Here is a 16,183-nt window from a genome sequence, read left to right as displayed (position 1 = left end):
ACCGACGGACGCGCGCGGTTGCCCGGCGGTCCTGGTCCGTCGCATCAAGGCGTTTCTTCAGCGGCGCGCCTTCGGGAGGAGTGGGCATGGGCAGCGGCATCGAACTGGCGACCTATCCGGGTCTCGACGAGCGGATTTCGGTGCTTCGGCTCGGCACCACCGTCGATGCGATCTTCGTGCGCACGGCGCGTTTCGACGTCCTTATCGATACGCTCGACACGCCCGAGACGTGCCGTGTGGCGATGGAACTCGTCGGCGCAGAACGCGGTGGCCGGCCGCTGGTCGTCGTGAACTCCCACATGGACTGGGACCATTTCTGGGGCAACGCGGCCGTCGCCGGGCGGGCGGCGATCGTCGCGCACGAGGCCGCGCGCGAGCGCTTCCGGAACGGAAGCGTCCACGAGGTCCTGCGGCGCAAGGCGGCAGAGGACGCGCGCTTCGGCGCGGTCGAGCTTCATCCGCCCACCTTGTTCTTCTCCGATCGGATAGGACTCGACGGGGGCGATCTCACGCTCGAACTCCTCCACACGCCGGGGCACGCGCCCGACCATGTCGTGGTCTGGATCCCGGAACTGCGGACATGCCTGGCGGTCGATGCGGTCGAGAACCCGATTCCGAAGGTCTGGAGCGACGATCCAGCGGACCTTGCCTCCCTCGTCGCCTCGCTCCACCGCATCAGGCGCCTCGGCGCGCGACACCTCGTCCTCGCGCATGGCCAGACCGACGCGCCCTCGACGGTGGACAGGAACCTTGCCTACTTCGAGGCGCTGGCCGAACGCGTCGGCGCACTCGGCGCCGCGCCCTCGGTCGCCCCGGACGACGCGCTGCCGGACGGGCTCCGGTTGACGGACTTCGTGGAGGGCATCGACGCCCTGCCGGACGCCGCACGCCGTTTCTACGAGCGCTTCCACCGTGCGAACCTCGTTGCCACCATCCGCAGCGTTCACGGCCGCCGCTGACGGCGCGGGCCGGTGATGGACGGCGGGTGCCCGCAGACCGGCCCCTGGCGTCAGTCCCGGTCGTTCGGAGGCGTCGGCGCCAGATGGTCGGCGATGGCGCCCGCCGTGGTCCACCAGATGCGCGGATCGTCCTTCTCGCGCAACCGGGTCAGGACGCGATCGAGGTGGAGGGCCCGGTGGGCCTGTCCCATGATGTAGGGGTGGAGCGCGATCCCGAGAACCAGGGGGCGCCGGTCGCATTCGCTCAGAAGCTGATCGACGGCATCCTCGATCATCGCGGCAAAGGTCGCCCCCTCCTGATGGCGCGAGACGATCGCGGGGATGTCGTTGATCTCCTGCGAATAGGGAACCGACAGGATCCCCGCCCCGCTGCGCGTCCGCAGCCGGGTCGGCTGGTCGTCGTGCGCCCAGTCGAGAACATAGGCGAAGCCCGCCTCCTCCAGAAGATCGGGCGTCCGATGGCTTTCGGAAATCCACGGCCCCAGCCAGCCCCGCGGCCGGACGCCGATCGTCGCGAAATCGTCGAGGGTTCGGGCGATCATCGCGCGCTCCTCGTCCTCGCCCATTCCGCCTTGCGCCTCCGCATTGGTGCGGCCATGAGCGGCAATCTCGTCGCCCCGATCCCGGCAGGCTTCGGCAAGGCCCGGGCAGCGTTCGATCACCGCGCTGTTCAGAAGCGCCGTCGTGGTCAGCTCCAGCCGGTCGAACATCTCCATGAAGCGCCAGGCGCCGACCCGGTTGCCGTAGTCCCGCCAGGCGAAGTTCATCACGTCGGGCTGGGCCTGGGACGGCGCGAGCGTCGCTCCCAGCCCGTCGCCGAACCCGAACACCTCGTGGTTGACGCCGAGATAGACGGCCAGCCGGCGCCCCTCGGGCCAGGCGTAGTCCGGACGCCCGACGATGGGCGCGTAGTCGTACCGGCCGTGATGGGAAAGCTGGCTCATGGCGAAATCCTGGGCGCGTGACGAAGTGTCCGGCGGGAATGCCGGCGGCCGGAACGCGTCCGCGGCCAGGCGCCGGACAGAGCCGGCCGTTCTAGACGCTCGGCCGGATCGAGGGTTCCGCACGACCCTCGGATCGCGGTGCATGCCGAGGGGCAACCGGGACCATCCGGCCATCGTCCCGCCAGAGCCTGCCCGGCGCGTCGTCGCGACCGGCTCTCGCGTGGCGATGACCAGATCGCGCCCTGCCCGAGCGGTGTGGTGGACCCAATCCCGGGCACGGTCCGCCCCGTCCATCGCACGCCCCGGCTTTGTGCAGCGCACATGCTTGCCGCCCGTTTCATCATCGCATAGCGTCCCCTCACCGGGACGTGACGGGATTCTCTCCCGCCGCTCCTGCTTGCTCCACGAACCCGACGAGGTCGCCCGTGTCTTCTTCTCTCCGTTCGCTCGCCTGCCGCCTGTTTGCCGGGACCGTGCTTCTCGGATCGGTCGCCGCGGGCTCGGCGGCTCTGGCCGAGACCCCGGCCGACACGCTGGTGATCGCCAACGGCATCGACGACATGAAGTCGCTCGACCCGGCCGAAAGCTTCGAGTTCTCAGGCCAGGATCAGATCAACAACATCTACGAGACGCTGGTCGAGATCGATCCGCAGACGCTGAAGCCCGTTCCGGGACTGGCCGCCAGTTGGTCGGTGAGTGACGACGGCCTGACCTTCACCTTCAAGATGGCCGAGGGGCGCAAGTTCGCGTCCGGCAATCCGGTGACAGCCGAGGACGCCGCCTTCTCGCTCCAGCGCGCCGTCAAGCTCGACCAGACGCCGGCCTTCATCCTCACCCAGTTCGGCCTGACCAAGGACAATGTCGACCAGACCGTGAAGGCGGTGGACGCCTCGACGCTCCAGATCGTCACCGACAAGCCCTACGCGCCGTCCTTCCTCTACAACGCGCTGACCGCCGAGGTCGGCTCGATCGTCGACAAGGCGGTGGTGATGGAGAATGCCGGCGAGGACTACGGCAACACTTGGCTCGACACCCATTCGGCGGGCTCGGGACCCTATGTCCTTCGCGCCTGGAAGCCGAACGAGTCCGTCGTGCTCGACGCCAACCCGAACTTCGACCGCGAGGTCGCGATGAAGCGCGTCTTCGTGCGCCATGTCGTCGAGCCCGCGACGCAGCTCCTCCTTCTCCAGAAGGGCGACGTCGACGTCGCGCGCAACCTCGGGCCCACCGACATCGCCTCCGTCGAGAAGGATACGAACCTCAAGGTCCAGACCGAGCTGCGCGGACAGGTCTACTATCTCTCCGGCAACCAGAAGGACGAAATCCTGTCGAAGCCGAAGGTGATGGAGGCGATCAAGTACCTGATCGACTACGACGGCATAACCAGCCAACTCCTGAAGGGCCAGGAGCAGGTGCACCAGTCCTTCCTGCCTGCCGGCTTCCTCGGCGCGATCGAGGACAAGCCGTTCAAGCTGGACGTCGCCAAGGCCAAGGCGCTTCTGGCCGAGGCCGGCTATCCCGACGGGTTCGAGACCGAGATCCTGATCCGCAACGAGAAGGAGCGCGTCGACATCGCGCAGGCCATCCAGGGCACGCTCGCCCAGGCCGGCATCAAGGCGTCGCTCCGCTCGGTGACGGGCGCCGAGGCGCTCTCGATCTATCGCGCGCGCAACCACAAGCTGACGCTGCAGACCTGGGGTCCGGACTACCCGGACCCGCAGACCAACGCCTCGGTCTTCGCCGCCAACGCCGACAACTCCGACGCGGGCGCCCTCGTCGGCAACCTCGCCTGGCGCAACGCCTATGCGGCCACGGAAACGACGCCGCAGGTGGCCGCCGCCGTGGTCGAGAAGGACGAGGCCAAGCGCGCCAAGCTCTACGAGGACATGCAGCGCCATGAGCAGATGGCCTCGCCGATCGCCGTCCTCTTCCAGCGCTCCGAGCAGCCGGCCGTGCGCAAGGGCGTCGACGGCTTCAAGACCGGCAGCGCGGTGGCCTCGGCCTTCTACTGGACCGTGACCAAGACGGCGCAGTAAGCGTGATCGCCAAGACCGTGGAGGCGGGCCGTTGAGCCCGCCCGTGATCGACGAGCCGGCGCTGCACGGCGCCCGCTCGGGGCTTCGCGCCTTCGGCCTGCCGCGCTTCGTCTCGCGCGGCGCGAGCCTTCTGTTCAGCCTGCTGCTGACGCTCTTCGGCCTGCTCTTCGTCACCTTCCTGATCGCGCGCGTCGTACCGGTCGATCCGGTGCTCGCGATCGTCGGCGACCGGGCGACGCAGGCGCAGTACGACGCCGCGCGCGTCTCGCTCGGCCTCGACCAGCCGCTCCCCGTCCAGTTCGTGCGTTATCTCGGCGATGTCGTGACCGGCGATCTCGGGCGCTCCAACCTCACCTCGCGTCCCGTCGTCGAGGACATCGCCTCGGCCTTCCCGGCAACGCTCGAACTTGCCACGCTCGCGACGCTGATCGGCGTCCTCATCGGCGTTCCCGCAGGCGTCGTCGGCGCGGTGCACCAAGGGCGATGGCAGGATCAGGCGATCCGCGTCGTCGGGCTTCTCGGTTACTCGATGCCGGTCTTCTGGCTCGGCCTCATCGCGCTTCTCGTGTTCTACGGGCAGCTCGGCTGGGTCGGCGGCCCCGGGCGGCTCGACGTCTCCTACGAGCTCGCCTACGAGTTCGACGTGACGCCCGTCACCGGCTCGATCCTCATCGATTCCGCCCTGTCCGGCGCCTGGGACGTGTTCCGCAACGCCTTGTCGCACCTGATCCTGCCGGCCCTGGTGCTCGGCTACTTCTCGCTCGCCTACATCTCGCGCATGACGCGCTCCTTCATGCTGGAGCAGCTGTCGCAGGACTATGTGACGACCGCGCGCGTCAAGGGCGTGTCGGAGCGGCGCGTCGTCTGGGTTCATGCGCTCGGCAACGCCATGGTGCCGCTCGTCACCGTGATCGCGCTGTCCTATGCCGCGCTTCTGGAGGGCTCGGTGCTCACCGAAACCGTCTTCGCCTGGCCCGGCCTCGGGCTCTACATCACGCAGGCCCTCTTCGCCGCCGACTTCAACGCGGTGCTCGGCGGCACGCTGGTGATCGGCGCGGTCTTCGTCGTCCTCAACATCATGTCCGACCTCGTCTACACGCTGGTCGATCCGAGGGCGCGATGAGCGGGACGGCCTCGACCTCCACCGGCTGGGTCCGCTGGCTGACGACCGACACGCCGCGCTCGCGGCTGCAGGCGCGCGCCGTCTCGCTCTACCAGGGATGGCGCATCCTCAGCCGCAATCCGCTGGCGATGATCGGCCTCGTTCTCATCGCGATCCTTCTCCTGATGGCGGCCTTCGCGCCGCTTCTCGCCACCCACGATCCCAACGCGCAGAACCTGTCCACGCGCCTCCTGCCGCCCGGCACCGGCCACTTTCTGGGAACCGACGAACTCGGCCGCGACGTCTGGAGCCGCCTCGTCTACGGCTCGCGGGTCACGCTCTATGTCGTCGCCCTCGTCGCATTGACGGCGCCGGTGCTCGGCCTCGTGATCGGCACCGTCGCCGGGACGCTCGGTGGCTGGACCGACCGCGTGCTGATGCGCATCACCGACATCTTTCTCGCCTTCCCCCGCCTCGTGCTCGCGCTCGCCTTCGTCGCGGCGCTTGGTCCCGGCATCGAGAACGCGGTCCTCGCCATCGCCTTGACCGCATGGCCACCCTATGCGCGCGTCGCGCGCGCCGAGACGCTGACCGTGCGCCGCTCCGACTACATCGCCGCCGCCCGGCTGCAGGGGGCGGGCACGCTGCGCATCATCACCGGCCACATCATGCCGATGTGCCTGTCTTCGGTGATCGTGCGCATCACGCTCGACATGGCCGGCATCATCCTGACCGCCGCCGGCCTCGGCTTCCTCGGCCTCGGCGCGCAGCCGCCGCTCGCCGAATGGGGGGCGATGATCTCGTCGGGCCGGCAGTACCTCCTCACCCACTGGTGGGTCGCGACCATTCCGGGCATCGCGATCCTGCTCGTCAGCCTCGCCTTCAACCTCCTCGGCGACGCGCTTCGCGACATCCTCGATCCGCGGAGCGGCCAGCAATGAGCGGGCCCGTCTCGTCAGACGCGCCGCTTCTCGAGGTGCGCAATCTCCAGGTCGGCTTCGATACGCGGCGCGGTCTGGTGGAAGCCGTGCGCGGCATCTCCTTCGATGTCGGGCGCGAGCGGGTCGCGATCGTCGGCGAATCGGGTTCGGGCAAGTCGATGACGGGGCGCGCGATCCTGCGCCTCGTACGCCCGCCCGGGCACGTGGCGGCCGACCGCCTCGCCTTTCGCGGCACCGATCTCCTCGGCCTGTCCGAAAAGGAGATGCGCGCGGTGCGCGGCCGGCGCATCGCCATGGTCATGCAGGACCCGAAATATTCGCTGAATCCCGTCATGCGGATCGACCGGCAGCTCGGCGAGGCGCTGCGCGCCCATGGGCGCATCTCGTCCACGGAAGCGCGGCGCCGCATGATCGCGATGCTGGAGGACGTGCAGATCCGCGACCCCGAGCGCGTCCTGCGATCCTATCCGCACGAATTGTCGGGCGGCATGGGGCAGCGCGTCATGATCGCGATGATGCTGATCCCGGAGCCCGAACTCCTGATCGCGGACGAGCCGACCTCGGCGCTCGACGTCACCGTCCAGCTCGAGGTCCTTCGGATCCTCGACGGACTCGTGCGCGGGCGCGGCATGGGGCTCCTGTTCATCAGCCATGACCTGCGCCTCGTCTCGACCTTCTGCGACCGGGTGCTCGTGATGTATCGCGGGCGGATCGTCGAGGAGATCGAGGCCGACCGGCTCGGGGAAGCGCGCCACCCCTATACGCAGGGGCTTCTTGCCTGCCTGCCGCGCATCGGCGGCGGGCAGGAGACCCTGCCGACGCTCGACCGCCGACCGGAATGGCTGAACGCATGACGACGGGCCCCCGCATCGAAGTCCGCGACCTCGTGGTGACGCTCGGGGAAGGCCGCAACCGCGTCGACGCGGTGAAGGGCGTGTCCTTCCGGGTGGAGACGGGCGAGTCCTTCGGTCTCGTCGGCGAATCGGGCTCTGGCAAATCTACGATCCTGCGTGCCATCTGCGGGCTGGCGCCGATCTCGGCGGGCGAGATCCGGGTGGATGGCGAGACGCTCGGGGAGCGGCGCGACAAGCGCTTCGCCGCCCGCGTCCAGATGGTGTTCCAGGACCCCTACGGCTCGCTGCACCCGCGCCACACGATCGACCGCATCCTGTCAGAGCCGCTGGCGATCCACGGTCTCAAGGATCGCGACCGGCGGGTGCTCCAGGCGCTGTCGGACGTCGGGCTCGACCCGGCCTTCCGCTTCCGCCTGCCGCACCAGCTCTCGGGCGGGCAGCGCCAGCGCATCGCGATCGCCCGCGCGCTGATCCTCGAGCCGTCGGTCCTGCTTCTCGACGAGCCGACCTCGGCGCTCGACGCCTCGATCCAGGCCGAGGTCCTGAACCTCCTCACGCGACTTCGCGCGGAACGGGGTCTGACCTACCTCTTCGTCAGCCACGATCTCGCCGTGGTCGACCACATGTGCGAGCGCCTCCTCGTCATGCGCGGCGGCGAGGCGGTGGAAGCGCTGGAGGAGGGTCGCCTCGCCGCCCGAGACGTCGCGTCCGATTATGCGCGGACGCTGATGACGGCGAGCGACGGCTTCGTGCGCCCGCCAGCCAGCGGATAGGGCGCGTCGTCAGGCGGCCTCTTCCTCGATCGTCAGGTCCCGCAGGAGCGTGTGGATCTCGTCGCCGCTGAGGCGCGACGGGTCGAAGCCGCTGGACGCGCCGACGCCGGCAAAGCGCCCGGCATCGACGTCCGACGCCCCGACGAAGCCCATCGCCCAGTTCGGAAAGCTGCGGGCGGCGATCGGATCGAGGGCGAGGAGCGACACGTCGCCGTGCCGCTCGTCCTGCTGGATCCGCTCGAAGGCCGCCTCCACCGTCGCGAGCGGGCCCTCCAGCACCTGCGCGAAGCAGCCGCGGTTGAACAGGAGTGCGCCCGTGATGCCGTCGCGCGTGTTGTTGGTGCGGCTTCGCGCCAGGATGTCGCCGACATGGGCGTCGAACGTGTCGGCGTCGCCGCGGATGTGGTTGCGGCTGTAGTAGACGAGACGAAAGAGGTCGTCGTTCATCGCGGATCGCCTTTCGGATCTTGGTCGGGCCGGGTCAGGAAGTCGGCGACGAGATGGGCCGCCATCGGCCGCCCCGTCAGGTAGCCCTGGACATGCGTGCAGCGCTCGTCCCGGATGCGGGCGAGCTGTTCGGCGGTCTCGACGCCCTCGGCGGTGATCGCCATGCCCAGACTTGCGCCGAGCCCCGCGACCGCCCGCAGGATCGCCTCGCTGTCGGCGTTCGCGTTGGCGATGAAGGAGCGGTCGATCTTGATCTTGTTGAACGGGAACTTCTGGAGATAGCTGAGGGACGAATACCCCGTGCCGAAGTCGTCCATCGAGATCTTCACCCCGATGTCGCGAAGCGCGGCGAGCGTCCTCAGGACGTTGTCGGTATCGTCGAGAAGCGCGCCCTCGGTGATCTCGATCTCCAGCCGGTGAGCCGGCAGGCCCGATCGCTTAAGCGCCGACATCACGGTGTCCAGCAGCGTATCGGCCTTGAACTGGATCGGGGAGACGTTGACCGCGACGATCATCTCGCCCGGCCAGGTTGCCGCCTCCTGGCAGGCCGTCCGCAGCACCCATTCGCCGATCTTGACGATCAGCCCGTTCTCCTCGGCGAGCGAGATGAACTCCAGCGGCGGGATGTAGCCCCGCACCGGGTGCTTCCAGCGCAGGAGCGCCTCGAAGCCGATGCAGCGGTCGTCAGAAAGGTCGAGGAAGGGCTGGAAGTTCAGCTCGAACTGCTTGAGCGCAAGGGCGCGGCGCAGGTCGATCTCCATTTCCCGGCGTCGCTGCAGGAGATCGTCCATGCCGGTCTCGAACAGGCGGTAGCGGCCCCGGCCGTCCCGCTTGGCCTCGTAGAGCGCGAGGTCGCCGTTGCGCAGCAAGTCCCGCGCCTGCGTGACATCGCCCTGCAGCGCGACGCCGACGCTGACGCCGATGTTGATCGTATGGCCGCTGAGCACATAGGTCCGCCCGACGAGATCCACGATGCGGGCGGCCAGCTTCTCGGCGTCCGCCGTCTCGCGCACGCCGTGCTGGAGGACCACGAACTCGTCGCCGCCCAGACGCGCGACGACGTCGCCCTTCCGGCAGGCGCTGGCGAGGCGGTCGGCCACCTTCTTCAGGAGAAGGTCGCCGATCCCGTGACCCAGCGTGTCGTTGATCATCTTGAAGCGGTCGAGATCGAGGCAGTGGACCGCGACGGCCGAGCCCTCGCCGCGCGCCAGCGCCGCAGCCAGGTGCCGCATGAACATGTTGCGCTTGGCGAGCCCGGTGAGGTCGTCGAGGTCCGCCGCGATGGCGGTTTCCCTCCCCTCGTTCGCGAGCCTGAGGTCGACGACGAACGAGCCCTCGCCGAGGGGCGCGAGCCGGGCGTCGAAGCTCACGTCCTCCTTGGTCGTCAGGATCATCGGCGAGGACCGGCCGCGGTCCGCAGCCGCCGGCGCAAAGCCCGAAAACAGGTCGCGGATGTTGAGACCGATGATCCACCCCCCGAACGAGGCTTCCGCCGCCGCATTGGCATAGGTCACGCTGCCGTCCGCGCCGAGCGCCAGCACGGGATGGGAGAGCCTCTGCAGGATGAGTTCGCAGCTCGGTGGATCGAGCGGGCTCGCGGGCGAAAGGGCAGCGGGAACGTTCATGACGGTCTCCTCGTCATGGCCTGGGAGCCCGAACCCTCGCAGGCGAAGGTTGACGAGCCGCGCGCCGGTCCCGTGCCTGTCCACCGCTTTCGGCGGCGATTGCCGGAACGGTTAGCGCCCCGTGAAGCCGGCGGCACGCGAGACGGTCGGCGCCGAGGCGCGGCGATGCGAGCCCTTTCGGGCATACATCGCGGTATCCGCGACCGACAGGGTCTGCGCCACGGCGTCGCCGGGATGCCAGACGGCCCCGCCCAGCGAAACGGCGATCCGCGTCGGCAGGCTCGACCATCGAAGCTCGTCGGCGGCAGCCTCGCGCAGCGCATCGAGGCGCCGGTCGAGGCAAGCCTCGTCGGGTTCTTCCAGGAGCAGGTGGAACTCGTCGCCCCCGATCCGCGCGGCGGCCTCGCCGGGACGCACGTGATCTCGAAGCCAGGCCCCGACGCGCCGGATCGCCTCGTCCCCGGCGTCGTGCCCGTGGCGGTCGTTGATCTCCTTCAGACCGTCGAGGTCAACGACCACCAGGGCAAAGCCGAGGCGCGATGCGATGGCCGCGTCGCACCGCTCGGCGAGCATCCCCTCGAAGCCGCGCCGGTTGGCAAGACCGGTCAGCGCATCCTTCAGCGCCGCGTCGGCGAGGCGCTTGGTCGCCGTGATGTTCTGGCAGATCGTCAGGATGCGCACGACCTCCCCGGTTTCCCGGTCGATGCAGGGCGAGAGCGTCGTCCGGTACCAGTCGCCGGTCGGGGACATCTCGCCCCGCTCCTCGAACTGCATCGAGCGACGCGACCGGACGCAGACCCCGTAGCGATCCGTCAGCATGCTGGCCTTGGCCGGTGGAACGCAGTCCTCGAACATGCGCCCCGCCAGGCTTCCGCTGGACTGGCCGGTTTCCTTCTCGGCCGCCTGGTTCATGCCGAAGATGCGAAAGCGTGGGCCGGACTCGACGTCCACCACGAAGATCGGGACATCGATCATGTTGAGATTGAATGTCAGATCCATGCTGCGCCCCGCCCTGCCGCTGCGTCACATTGGCCCTTCGATGGTTGAGGAAGGGATAAGGGTTCGATCCGGCGTGCTTAGACGACCATGGCTTGAAGGACCGTTCAAAGACGAGGCATACAACTGAGCCGGTCTGGCCTCCGAAAGAACCGCAGGGTTTCCGGCCGCCTCAATGACCAGAAAATGTGCATCTCTCGATCTGCACAAAATACGGTTGACACGGCCAATGAAAGCGATTTGTCTGAACCAATCGTTGATTGGTTTGGTCACGCCTTGTCGCTCACTGGCCCCGACAATTCCGCCCTGACTCTCGGTCGCATCCGCGACCTGTTGGGTCAGCTTGCAGGACGAGATGGTCTGCCCCCTGAAAAGTGGCCCTCCGTGAGGTAGGCTTTTGAGCCTTTGGAGGATGCCGAGAATGCCGAGGAAGAAGCCAAGCCCGGAAGAGATTGTCGCCAAGCTGCGGCAGGTAGATGTTCTCGTTTTGCAGGGGCGCCCCGTTGCTGAAGCGGTGCGCACGATCAGCGTGACGCCGCTCACGTACTACCGGTGGCGCAAGGAGTATGGTGGGCTGAAGGTTGATCAGGTGAAGCGGCTGAAGGAGTTGGAGAAGGAGAACGAGCGCCTGCGCAAGGCGGTCTCCGATCTGACGCTGGAGAAGCTGACCCTCAAGGAGGCCGCTATCTAAGAAACTGGTGAGCCCCGCCCGCCGTCGCCAATGCATCGAGCATGTCATGAAGAAGCATGGCGTGAAGGAGCGTTTGGCGTGCCGGGTCCTGGGGCAGCACCGATCGACGCAGCGCAGGGCGCCCAAAGGGCGAGCCGACGATGCGGCGCTGACGGCCGACATCATCGAGCTCGCGACGAGGTATGGACGCTATGGGTATCCCCCTGGCCGGCAAGCGATTGCTCGCAATCGCTGATAGGCGCCGGATCACGGCCCTGCTGCGGGATGCTGGCTGGCTTGTGAACGTGAAGCGGGTGGAGCGCATCTGGCAGGAGGAAGGTCTGAAGGTCCCCGCTCGCCAGCCCAAGCGCGGTCGGCTCTGGCTGAACGACGGCTCGTGCGTTCGGCTTCGGCCCGAGCGGCCCAATCATGTCTGGTCCTATGACTTTGTGGAGGACCGAACCCACAACGGCCGCAAGTTCCGGATGCTGAACGTGATCGACGAGTTCACCCGCGAGTGCCTCGCCATCCGGAGCGACCGGAAGTTGAAGTCCGCGGATGTCATCGACGTCCTGTCGGACCTCTTCATCCTGCGCGGCGTGCTCGGTTACATCCGTTCCGACAATGGTCCGGAGTTCATCGCCAAGGCGGTTCGCGACTGGATCACGGCGGTCGGCGCCAGGACCGCATTCATCGAGCCTGGCAGCCCATGGGAGAATGGATACTGTGAGAGCTTCAACTCGAAACTCCGCGATGAACTCCTGAACGGCGAGATCTTCTATAGCCTCGCAGAGGCCCGGATCGTCATCGAGAGCTAACGGCACCACTACAACACCAAGCGTCCACACTCGAGCCTGGGCTACCGTCCACCGGCTCCTGCCGCCGTGCCGTGGCCGGCGGCGCAACACCAACCCGCTTCGCCGGCTACCTCAACCGTCGCCGGCAAGCCCACCATGCATTAGATTTGAACCGGGCCGCCTAACGGGGGCAGGCCAAGGCCGAGGCGGCGGGCAGCCGCGAGGCCGGCGTCGAGGCGGCCCGCAACGCCTTCTATCGCGGCTTCGTGGCCGAGGCGATCACGCGCTATCTCGACACGGCCGAGGTCATGGACGGCAGCGGCGCCCGCCATCGCGGCGTCCTGTCCGCCGACGACCTCGCGGGCTACCAGGCCCATGTGGAAGCGCCGCAGACCTACGAATACGAGGGCTGGAGGGTCGCCAAGACCGGGCCCTGGGGCCAGGGTCCGGTGCTCCTCCAGTCGCTGGCGCTCCTCAAGGGCTTCGACCTCAAGAACCTCGATACCGAAGGCCCGGACTTCGTCCATGTCGTCACCGAGGCGATGAAGCTCGCCTATGCCGACCGCGACATCTACTACGGCGACCCGAATTTCGGCGACGTGCCGATCGATCGGCTGCTGTCGGACGCCTACAACGACGAGCGCCGCGGGCTGATCCGGATGGATCGCGCCTCGCTCGACCTCGATGCCGGGCGCCTTCCAGGCTTCGAGGACCTGCACGACCGCACGATGGCCATGCTGAACGCCGACGGCATGACGGCCGGCACCGTCTACGAGCCGACCATGTCGCACCTGTCGGAGAAGCGCGGCGACACGGTGCATATCGACGTGATCGACCGCTGGGGCAACATGGTCTCGGCAACGCCCTCCGGCGGCTGGCTCCAGTCCTCGCCGATCATCCCCGACCTCGGCTTCTGCCTCAACTCGCGCGCCCAGATGTTCTGGATGACGCCGGGCCTTCCGACCTCGCTCGCGCCCGGCAAGCGCCCGCGCACGACGCTGACGCCCTCGCTCGCCATCCACGGCGACGGCCGCCGGCTGGCCTTCGGGACGCCCGGCGGTGACCAGCAGGACCAGTGGCAACTCTCGTTCTTCCTGCGCTACATCCATCACGGCGGCGACCTGCAGGCGACGATCGACCGCCCGCTCTTCCACACGACGCATTTTCCCGGCTCGTTCCATCCGCGAACCCGCTCGCCCGGCAATCTGACGATCGAGCGCTCCTTCGGCGATGCGACGCTGGCCGAACTCGAGCGTCGCGGCCACCGCCTCGCCGTCACCGATCCCTGGAGCATCGGCCGCCTGACGGCCGCGCAGCGCGACCCGTCCGGCCTCCTGCGCGCGGCGGCGACGCCGCGCCTCATGCAGGCCTACGCCGTCGGCCGATAAGGAAACCCGCGCCATGACCCTTGCCCCGATCCTGTCCGTGCGCGACCTCACGGTGTCCTTTCCCGTTGCGGGAACCTGGAAACCCGTGGTGCGTGGCGCCTCCTTCGACGTCGCCCCGCGCGAGACGGTGGCGATCGTCGGCGAGTCGGGATCGGGCAAGTCGGTCACCTCGCTCGCCATCATGCGGCTCCTCGCCAAGGGCGCGAGCCGGATCGAGGGCTCGGTGACGATGGGAGGCCGCGACCTCCTCGCCATCCCCGAGCGCGCGATGCGAGACGTGCGCGGCAACGAGATCGCGATGATCTTCCAGGAGCCGATGACGAGCCTCAATCCGGTCTACACGATCGGGCGGCAGATCTCCGAAGTGCTGATGCGCCATCGCGGCATGGGCGCGGCGGCCGCGCGCGCCGAAACGATCCGCACGCTCGAGAAGGTGCGCATTCCCAACGCCGCCTCCCGCTTCGGCAGCTACCCGCATGAGTTCTCCGGCGGCATGCGACAGCGCGTGATGATCGCGATGGCGCTCGCCTCGTCGCCCAAGCTCCTGATCGCCGACGAGCCGACGACCGCGCTCGACGTCACGATCCAGGGCGAGATTCTCGACCTCATCAAGACGCTGCAGGACGAGGACGGCATGAGCGTCCTCTTCATCACGCACGACATGGGGGTCGTGGCCGAGATCTCGGACCGGACGCTGGTGATGTTCCGCGGTTCGGTGGTGGAGAGCGGACCGACGGCCGAGATCTTCTCGAATGCCGCCAAGCCCTACACGCGCTCGCTTCTGGCCAGCGTGCCGCGCCTCGGCTCGATGAACGGCGAGGCGATGCCGCGCCGGTTCCCGACGGTCGGCATCGAGGATGGGGCGCTCGTCGAAGGCGCGCCGCTCGCGGTGTCGCTCGGGTCGGAGGCGACGCCGATCCTTAGCGTTCGCAACCTGTGCACCCGCTTTCCCGTGCGCTCGGGCGCGTTCGGGCGCCGCACCGGCTCGGTCCACGCGGTCGAGAACGTGTCCTTCGACCTGCGCGCCGGCGAGACCCTGTCGATCGTCGGCGAGTCCGGCTGCGGCAAGTCCACCACGGGGCGTTCGGTGATCCGCCTTCTGGAGCCGAGCGACGGGACCATCCAGCTCGACGGCTGGGACGTGCGCAATCTCGGCCCCGCCGAGCTGCGGCGCATGCGCCAGAGCGCCCAGATGATTTTCCAGGACCCGTTCGCCTCGCTCAACCCGCGCATGAGCGTCGGCGAGACGGTGGCCGAGCCCTTCCTTGCCCACGGTCTCGGCACGAGACGCGAGGCGGAGGCGATGGTCGCGGACCTTCTCGGCCGCGTCGGCCTCGGCGAGGAGGCGGCGGACCGCTTTCCGCACGAGTTCTCCGGGGGACAGCGCCAGCGCATCGCCATCGCGCGTGCCCTGTCTCTGAAGCCGAAGGTGATCGTCGCCGACGAGGCGGTGTCTGCGCTCGACGTGTCGATCAAGGTCCAGGTCTGTAACCTCCTCCTCGACCTGCAGGAGGAGATGGGCCTCGCCTATCTCTTCATTAGCCACGACATGGCGGTGGTGGAGCGCATGAGCCATCGCGTGGCGGTGATGTATCTCGGCGAGATCGTCGAGATCGGGCCGCGCCAGGCCATCTTCGAGAACCCGCAGCACCCTTACACGAAGAAGCTGATGGCCGCGGTCCCGGTGCCCGATCCGTCGCGACGCCACCTGAAGCGCACGGTCGGCTCGGACGACCTGCGCAGCGCGGTGCGCCCCTTGAGCTACGTTCCGCCCGAGCGGACCTACACGCAGGTCGGCCCCGGCCATCTCGTGCAGGCCGCCTGATCCCTCCCCGAACCCCTCCGGCGATCGTCCCCGCGCATGTCCCTTCTCTGGATTCTCCTCCTGTTCCTGTCGGGCTTTGTCTCGGGTGCGATCAACGCCGTCGCCGGCGGCGGCACGTTCATCACGTTCGGCGCGCTCAGCCTCGCCGGCGTGCCGCCGATCGTCGCCAACGCCACGTCCTCGGTGACGCAGTTTCCGGGCTACGTCACCTCGACACTCGCCTATCGCGCCGACATCGCGCGCTTCTGGCGCGGCGCGCTGCTGCTGGCGCTCTTGTCGGCGCTCGGCGCCCTGGCCGGCGCGGCGATCCTTCTCGTCCTGGACAACGACGAGTTCCGCCTCACCGTGCCGTGGCTGCTGCTCGGGGCGACGGCACTCTTCGCCGCCGGCCCGTGGCTGAAGCCCAAGCCGCGCGAAGCCGGAGCGTCGGCGCGCGTCGGCACCCTGCCCGGCAGCATCGTCCAGTTCCTGACCGCCCTATACGGCGGCTTCTTCGGCGCGGGGATGGGCGTGATGATGCTGGCGACGCTCGGCCTCACCCAACCTGCCGACTACCACCGCCTCAACGCCCTGAAGAACCTCCTGTCGATCGTCATCGCGCTCGTCGCCATCGCGGTGTTCGTGAGCGGCGGGCTGATCAGCTGGCCCCACGCGGCGGCCATGGTGCCGGGCGTGGCGCTCGGCGGCTACGCCGGCGTCTGGGCAGCGAAGCGGCTGCCGCAGTCGATCCTGCGCGGGATCGTGATCCTGATCGGCCTGTCGCTCTCCGTCTACTACTTCGCGGCAGCGGACTGAGCGCACCGGGCTCCGCTTCGACCTTCACAGC

General features: G+C 68.4%; 12 protein-coding genes and 2 pseudogenes. 10 read left to right on the top strand and 4 right to left on the bottom strand.

The genetic code is table 11. The features are described 5' to 3' along the window. The first annotated feature begins 86 nt into the window (after positions 1-86). On the top strand, positions 87-959 hold the full coding sequence (locus ACLNGM_RS05855; RefSeq protein ID WP_416357582.1) for an MBL fold metallo-hydrolase: 873 nt from the start codon (positions 87-89) through the stop codon (positions 957-959). Between the two features lie 50 nt (positions 960-1,009). Here ACLNGM_RS05855 and ACLNGM_RS05850 read toward each other — a convergent pair whose 3' ends face one another. Then, positions 1,010-1,903 (bottom strand): polysaccharide deacetylase family protein, encoded by an 894-nt coding sequence (locus tag ACLNGM_RS05850; RefSeq protein ID WP_416357581.1) that lies wholly within the window; start codon positions 1,901-1,903, stop codon positions 1,010-1,012. A gap of 425 nt (positions 1,904-2,328) precedes the next feature. On the opposite strand from ACLNGM_RS05850, the gene ACLNGM_RS05845 reads away from it, so the two are divergent. The 5 genes from ACLNGM_RS05845 to ACLNGM_RS05825 are packed head-to-tail and all read left to right on the top strand — an operon-like array spanning position 2,329 to position 7,609. Next, positions 2,329-3,939 (top strand): ABC transporter substrate-binding protein, encoded by a 1,611-nt coding sequence (locus tag ACLNGM_RS05845; RefSeq protein ID WP_416357580.1) that lies wholly within the window; start codon positions 2,329-2,331, stop codon positions 3,937-3,939. Positions 3,940-3,970: 31 nt separating this feature from the next. Further along, entirely contained in the window at positions 3,971-5,062 is a 1,092-nt protein-coding gene (locus tag ACLNGM_RS05840; RefSeq protein ID WP_416357579.1) for an ABC transporter permease, read from the top strand. Then, positions 5,059-5,982: a nickel transporter permease gene (nikC, locus tag ACLNGM_RS05835; protein ID WP_416357578.1), complete on the top strand. Its 924-nt coding sequence runs from the start codon at positions 5,059-5,061 to the stop codon at positions 5,980-5,982. Before ACLNGM_RS05840 ends, nikC begins: the two co-directional genes overlap by 4 nt. After that, on the top strand, positions 5,979-6,836 hold the full coding sequence (locus ACLNGM_RS05830; RefSeq protein ID WP_416357577.1) for an ABC transporter ATP-binding protein: 858 nt from the start codon (positions 5,979-5,981) through the stop codon (positions 6,834-6,836). The genes nikC and ACLNGM_RS05830 overlap by 4 nt, the downstream gene beginning before the upstream one ends. Next, positions 6,833-7,609, top strand: a complete 777-nt coding sequence (locus tag ACLNGM_RS05825; protein WP_416357576.1) for an ABC transporter ATP-binding protein — start codon at positions 6,833-6,835, stop codon at positions 7,607-7,609. Before ACLNGM_RS05830 ends, ACLNGM_RS05825 begins: the two co-directional genes overlap by 4 nt. Before the next feature lie 9 nt (positions 7,610-7,618). Here ACLNGM_RS05825 and ACLNGM_RS05820 read toward each other — a convergent pair whose 3' ends face one another. From ACLNGM_RS05820 to ACLNGM_RS05810, 3 genes are all read right to left on the bottom strand, one after another. Further along, positions 7,619-8,056 carry a BLUF domain-containing protein gene (locus ACLNGM_RS05820; protein ID WP_090964943.1) on the bottom strand — a complete coding sequence of 146 codons (438 nt, stop codon included), beginning with the start codon at positions 8,054-8,056 and terminating at the stop codon, positions 7,619-7,621. Continuing rightward, positions 8,053-9,681 (bottom strand): EAL domain-containing protein, encoded by a 1,629-nt coding sequence (locus ACLNGM_RS05815; RefSeq protein ID WP_416357575.1) that lies wholly within the window; start codon positions 9,679-9,681, stop codon positions 8,053-8,055. The genes ACLNGM_RS05820 and ACLNGM_RS05815 overlap by 4 nt, the downstream gene beginning before the upstream one ends. A gap of 111 nt (positions 9,682-9,792) precedes the next feature. Beyond that, positions 9,793-10,680, bottom strand: a complete 888-nt coding sequence (locus ACLNGM_RS05810; protein ID WP_416357574.1) for a diguanylate cyclase domain-containing protein — start codon at positions 10,678-10,680, stop codon at positions 9,793-9,795. Between the two features lie 418 nt (positions 10,681-11,098). On the opposite strand from ACLNGM_RS05810, the pseudogene ACLNGM_RS05805 reads away from it, so the two are divergent. The 4 genes and pseudogenes from ACLNGM_RS05805 (at position 11,099) to ACLNGM_RS05790 (ending at position 16,152) form a co-directional block, all read left to right on the top strand. After that, positions 11,099-12,309: pseudogene (locus ACLNGM_RS05805) on the top strand (IS3 family transposase). Positions 12,310-12,338: 29 nt separating this feature from the next. Further along, positions 12,339-13,532, top strand: a pseudogene (locus tag ACLNGM_RS05800) (gamma-glutamyltransferase family protein); the annotation flags it as partial. 13 nt (positions 13,533-13,545) lie between these two features. After that, positions 13,546-15,357 (top strand): ABC transporter ATP-binding protein, encoded by a 1,812-nt coding sequence (locus ACLNGM_RS05795; RefSeq protein WP_090964955.1) that lies wholly within the window; start codon positions 13,546-13,548, stop codon positions 15,355-15,357. 36 nt (positions 15,358-15,393) lie between these two features. After that, on the top strand, positions 15,394-16,152 hold the full coding sequence (locus tag ACLNGM_RS05790; protein ID WP_090964956.1) for a sulfite exporter TauE/SafE family protein: 759 nt from the start codon (positions 15,394-15,396) through the stop codon (positions 16,150-16,152). Positions 16,153-16,183: the final 31 nt, after the last annotated feature.

The sequence above is a fragment of the Aureimonas phyllosphaerae genome (genome assembly GCF_047943035.1).
Classification (GTDB): domain Bacteria; phylum Pseudomonadota; class Alphaproteobacteria; order Rhizobiales; family Rhizobiaceae; genus Aureimonas; species Aureimonas phyllosphaerae.
The sequence above is the reverse complement of the archived record's forward strand: the minus strand, read 5'-3'. Positions and strand labels throughout refer to the sequence as shown.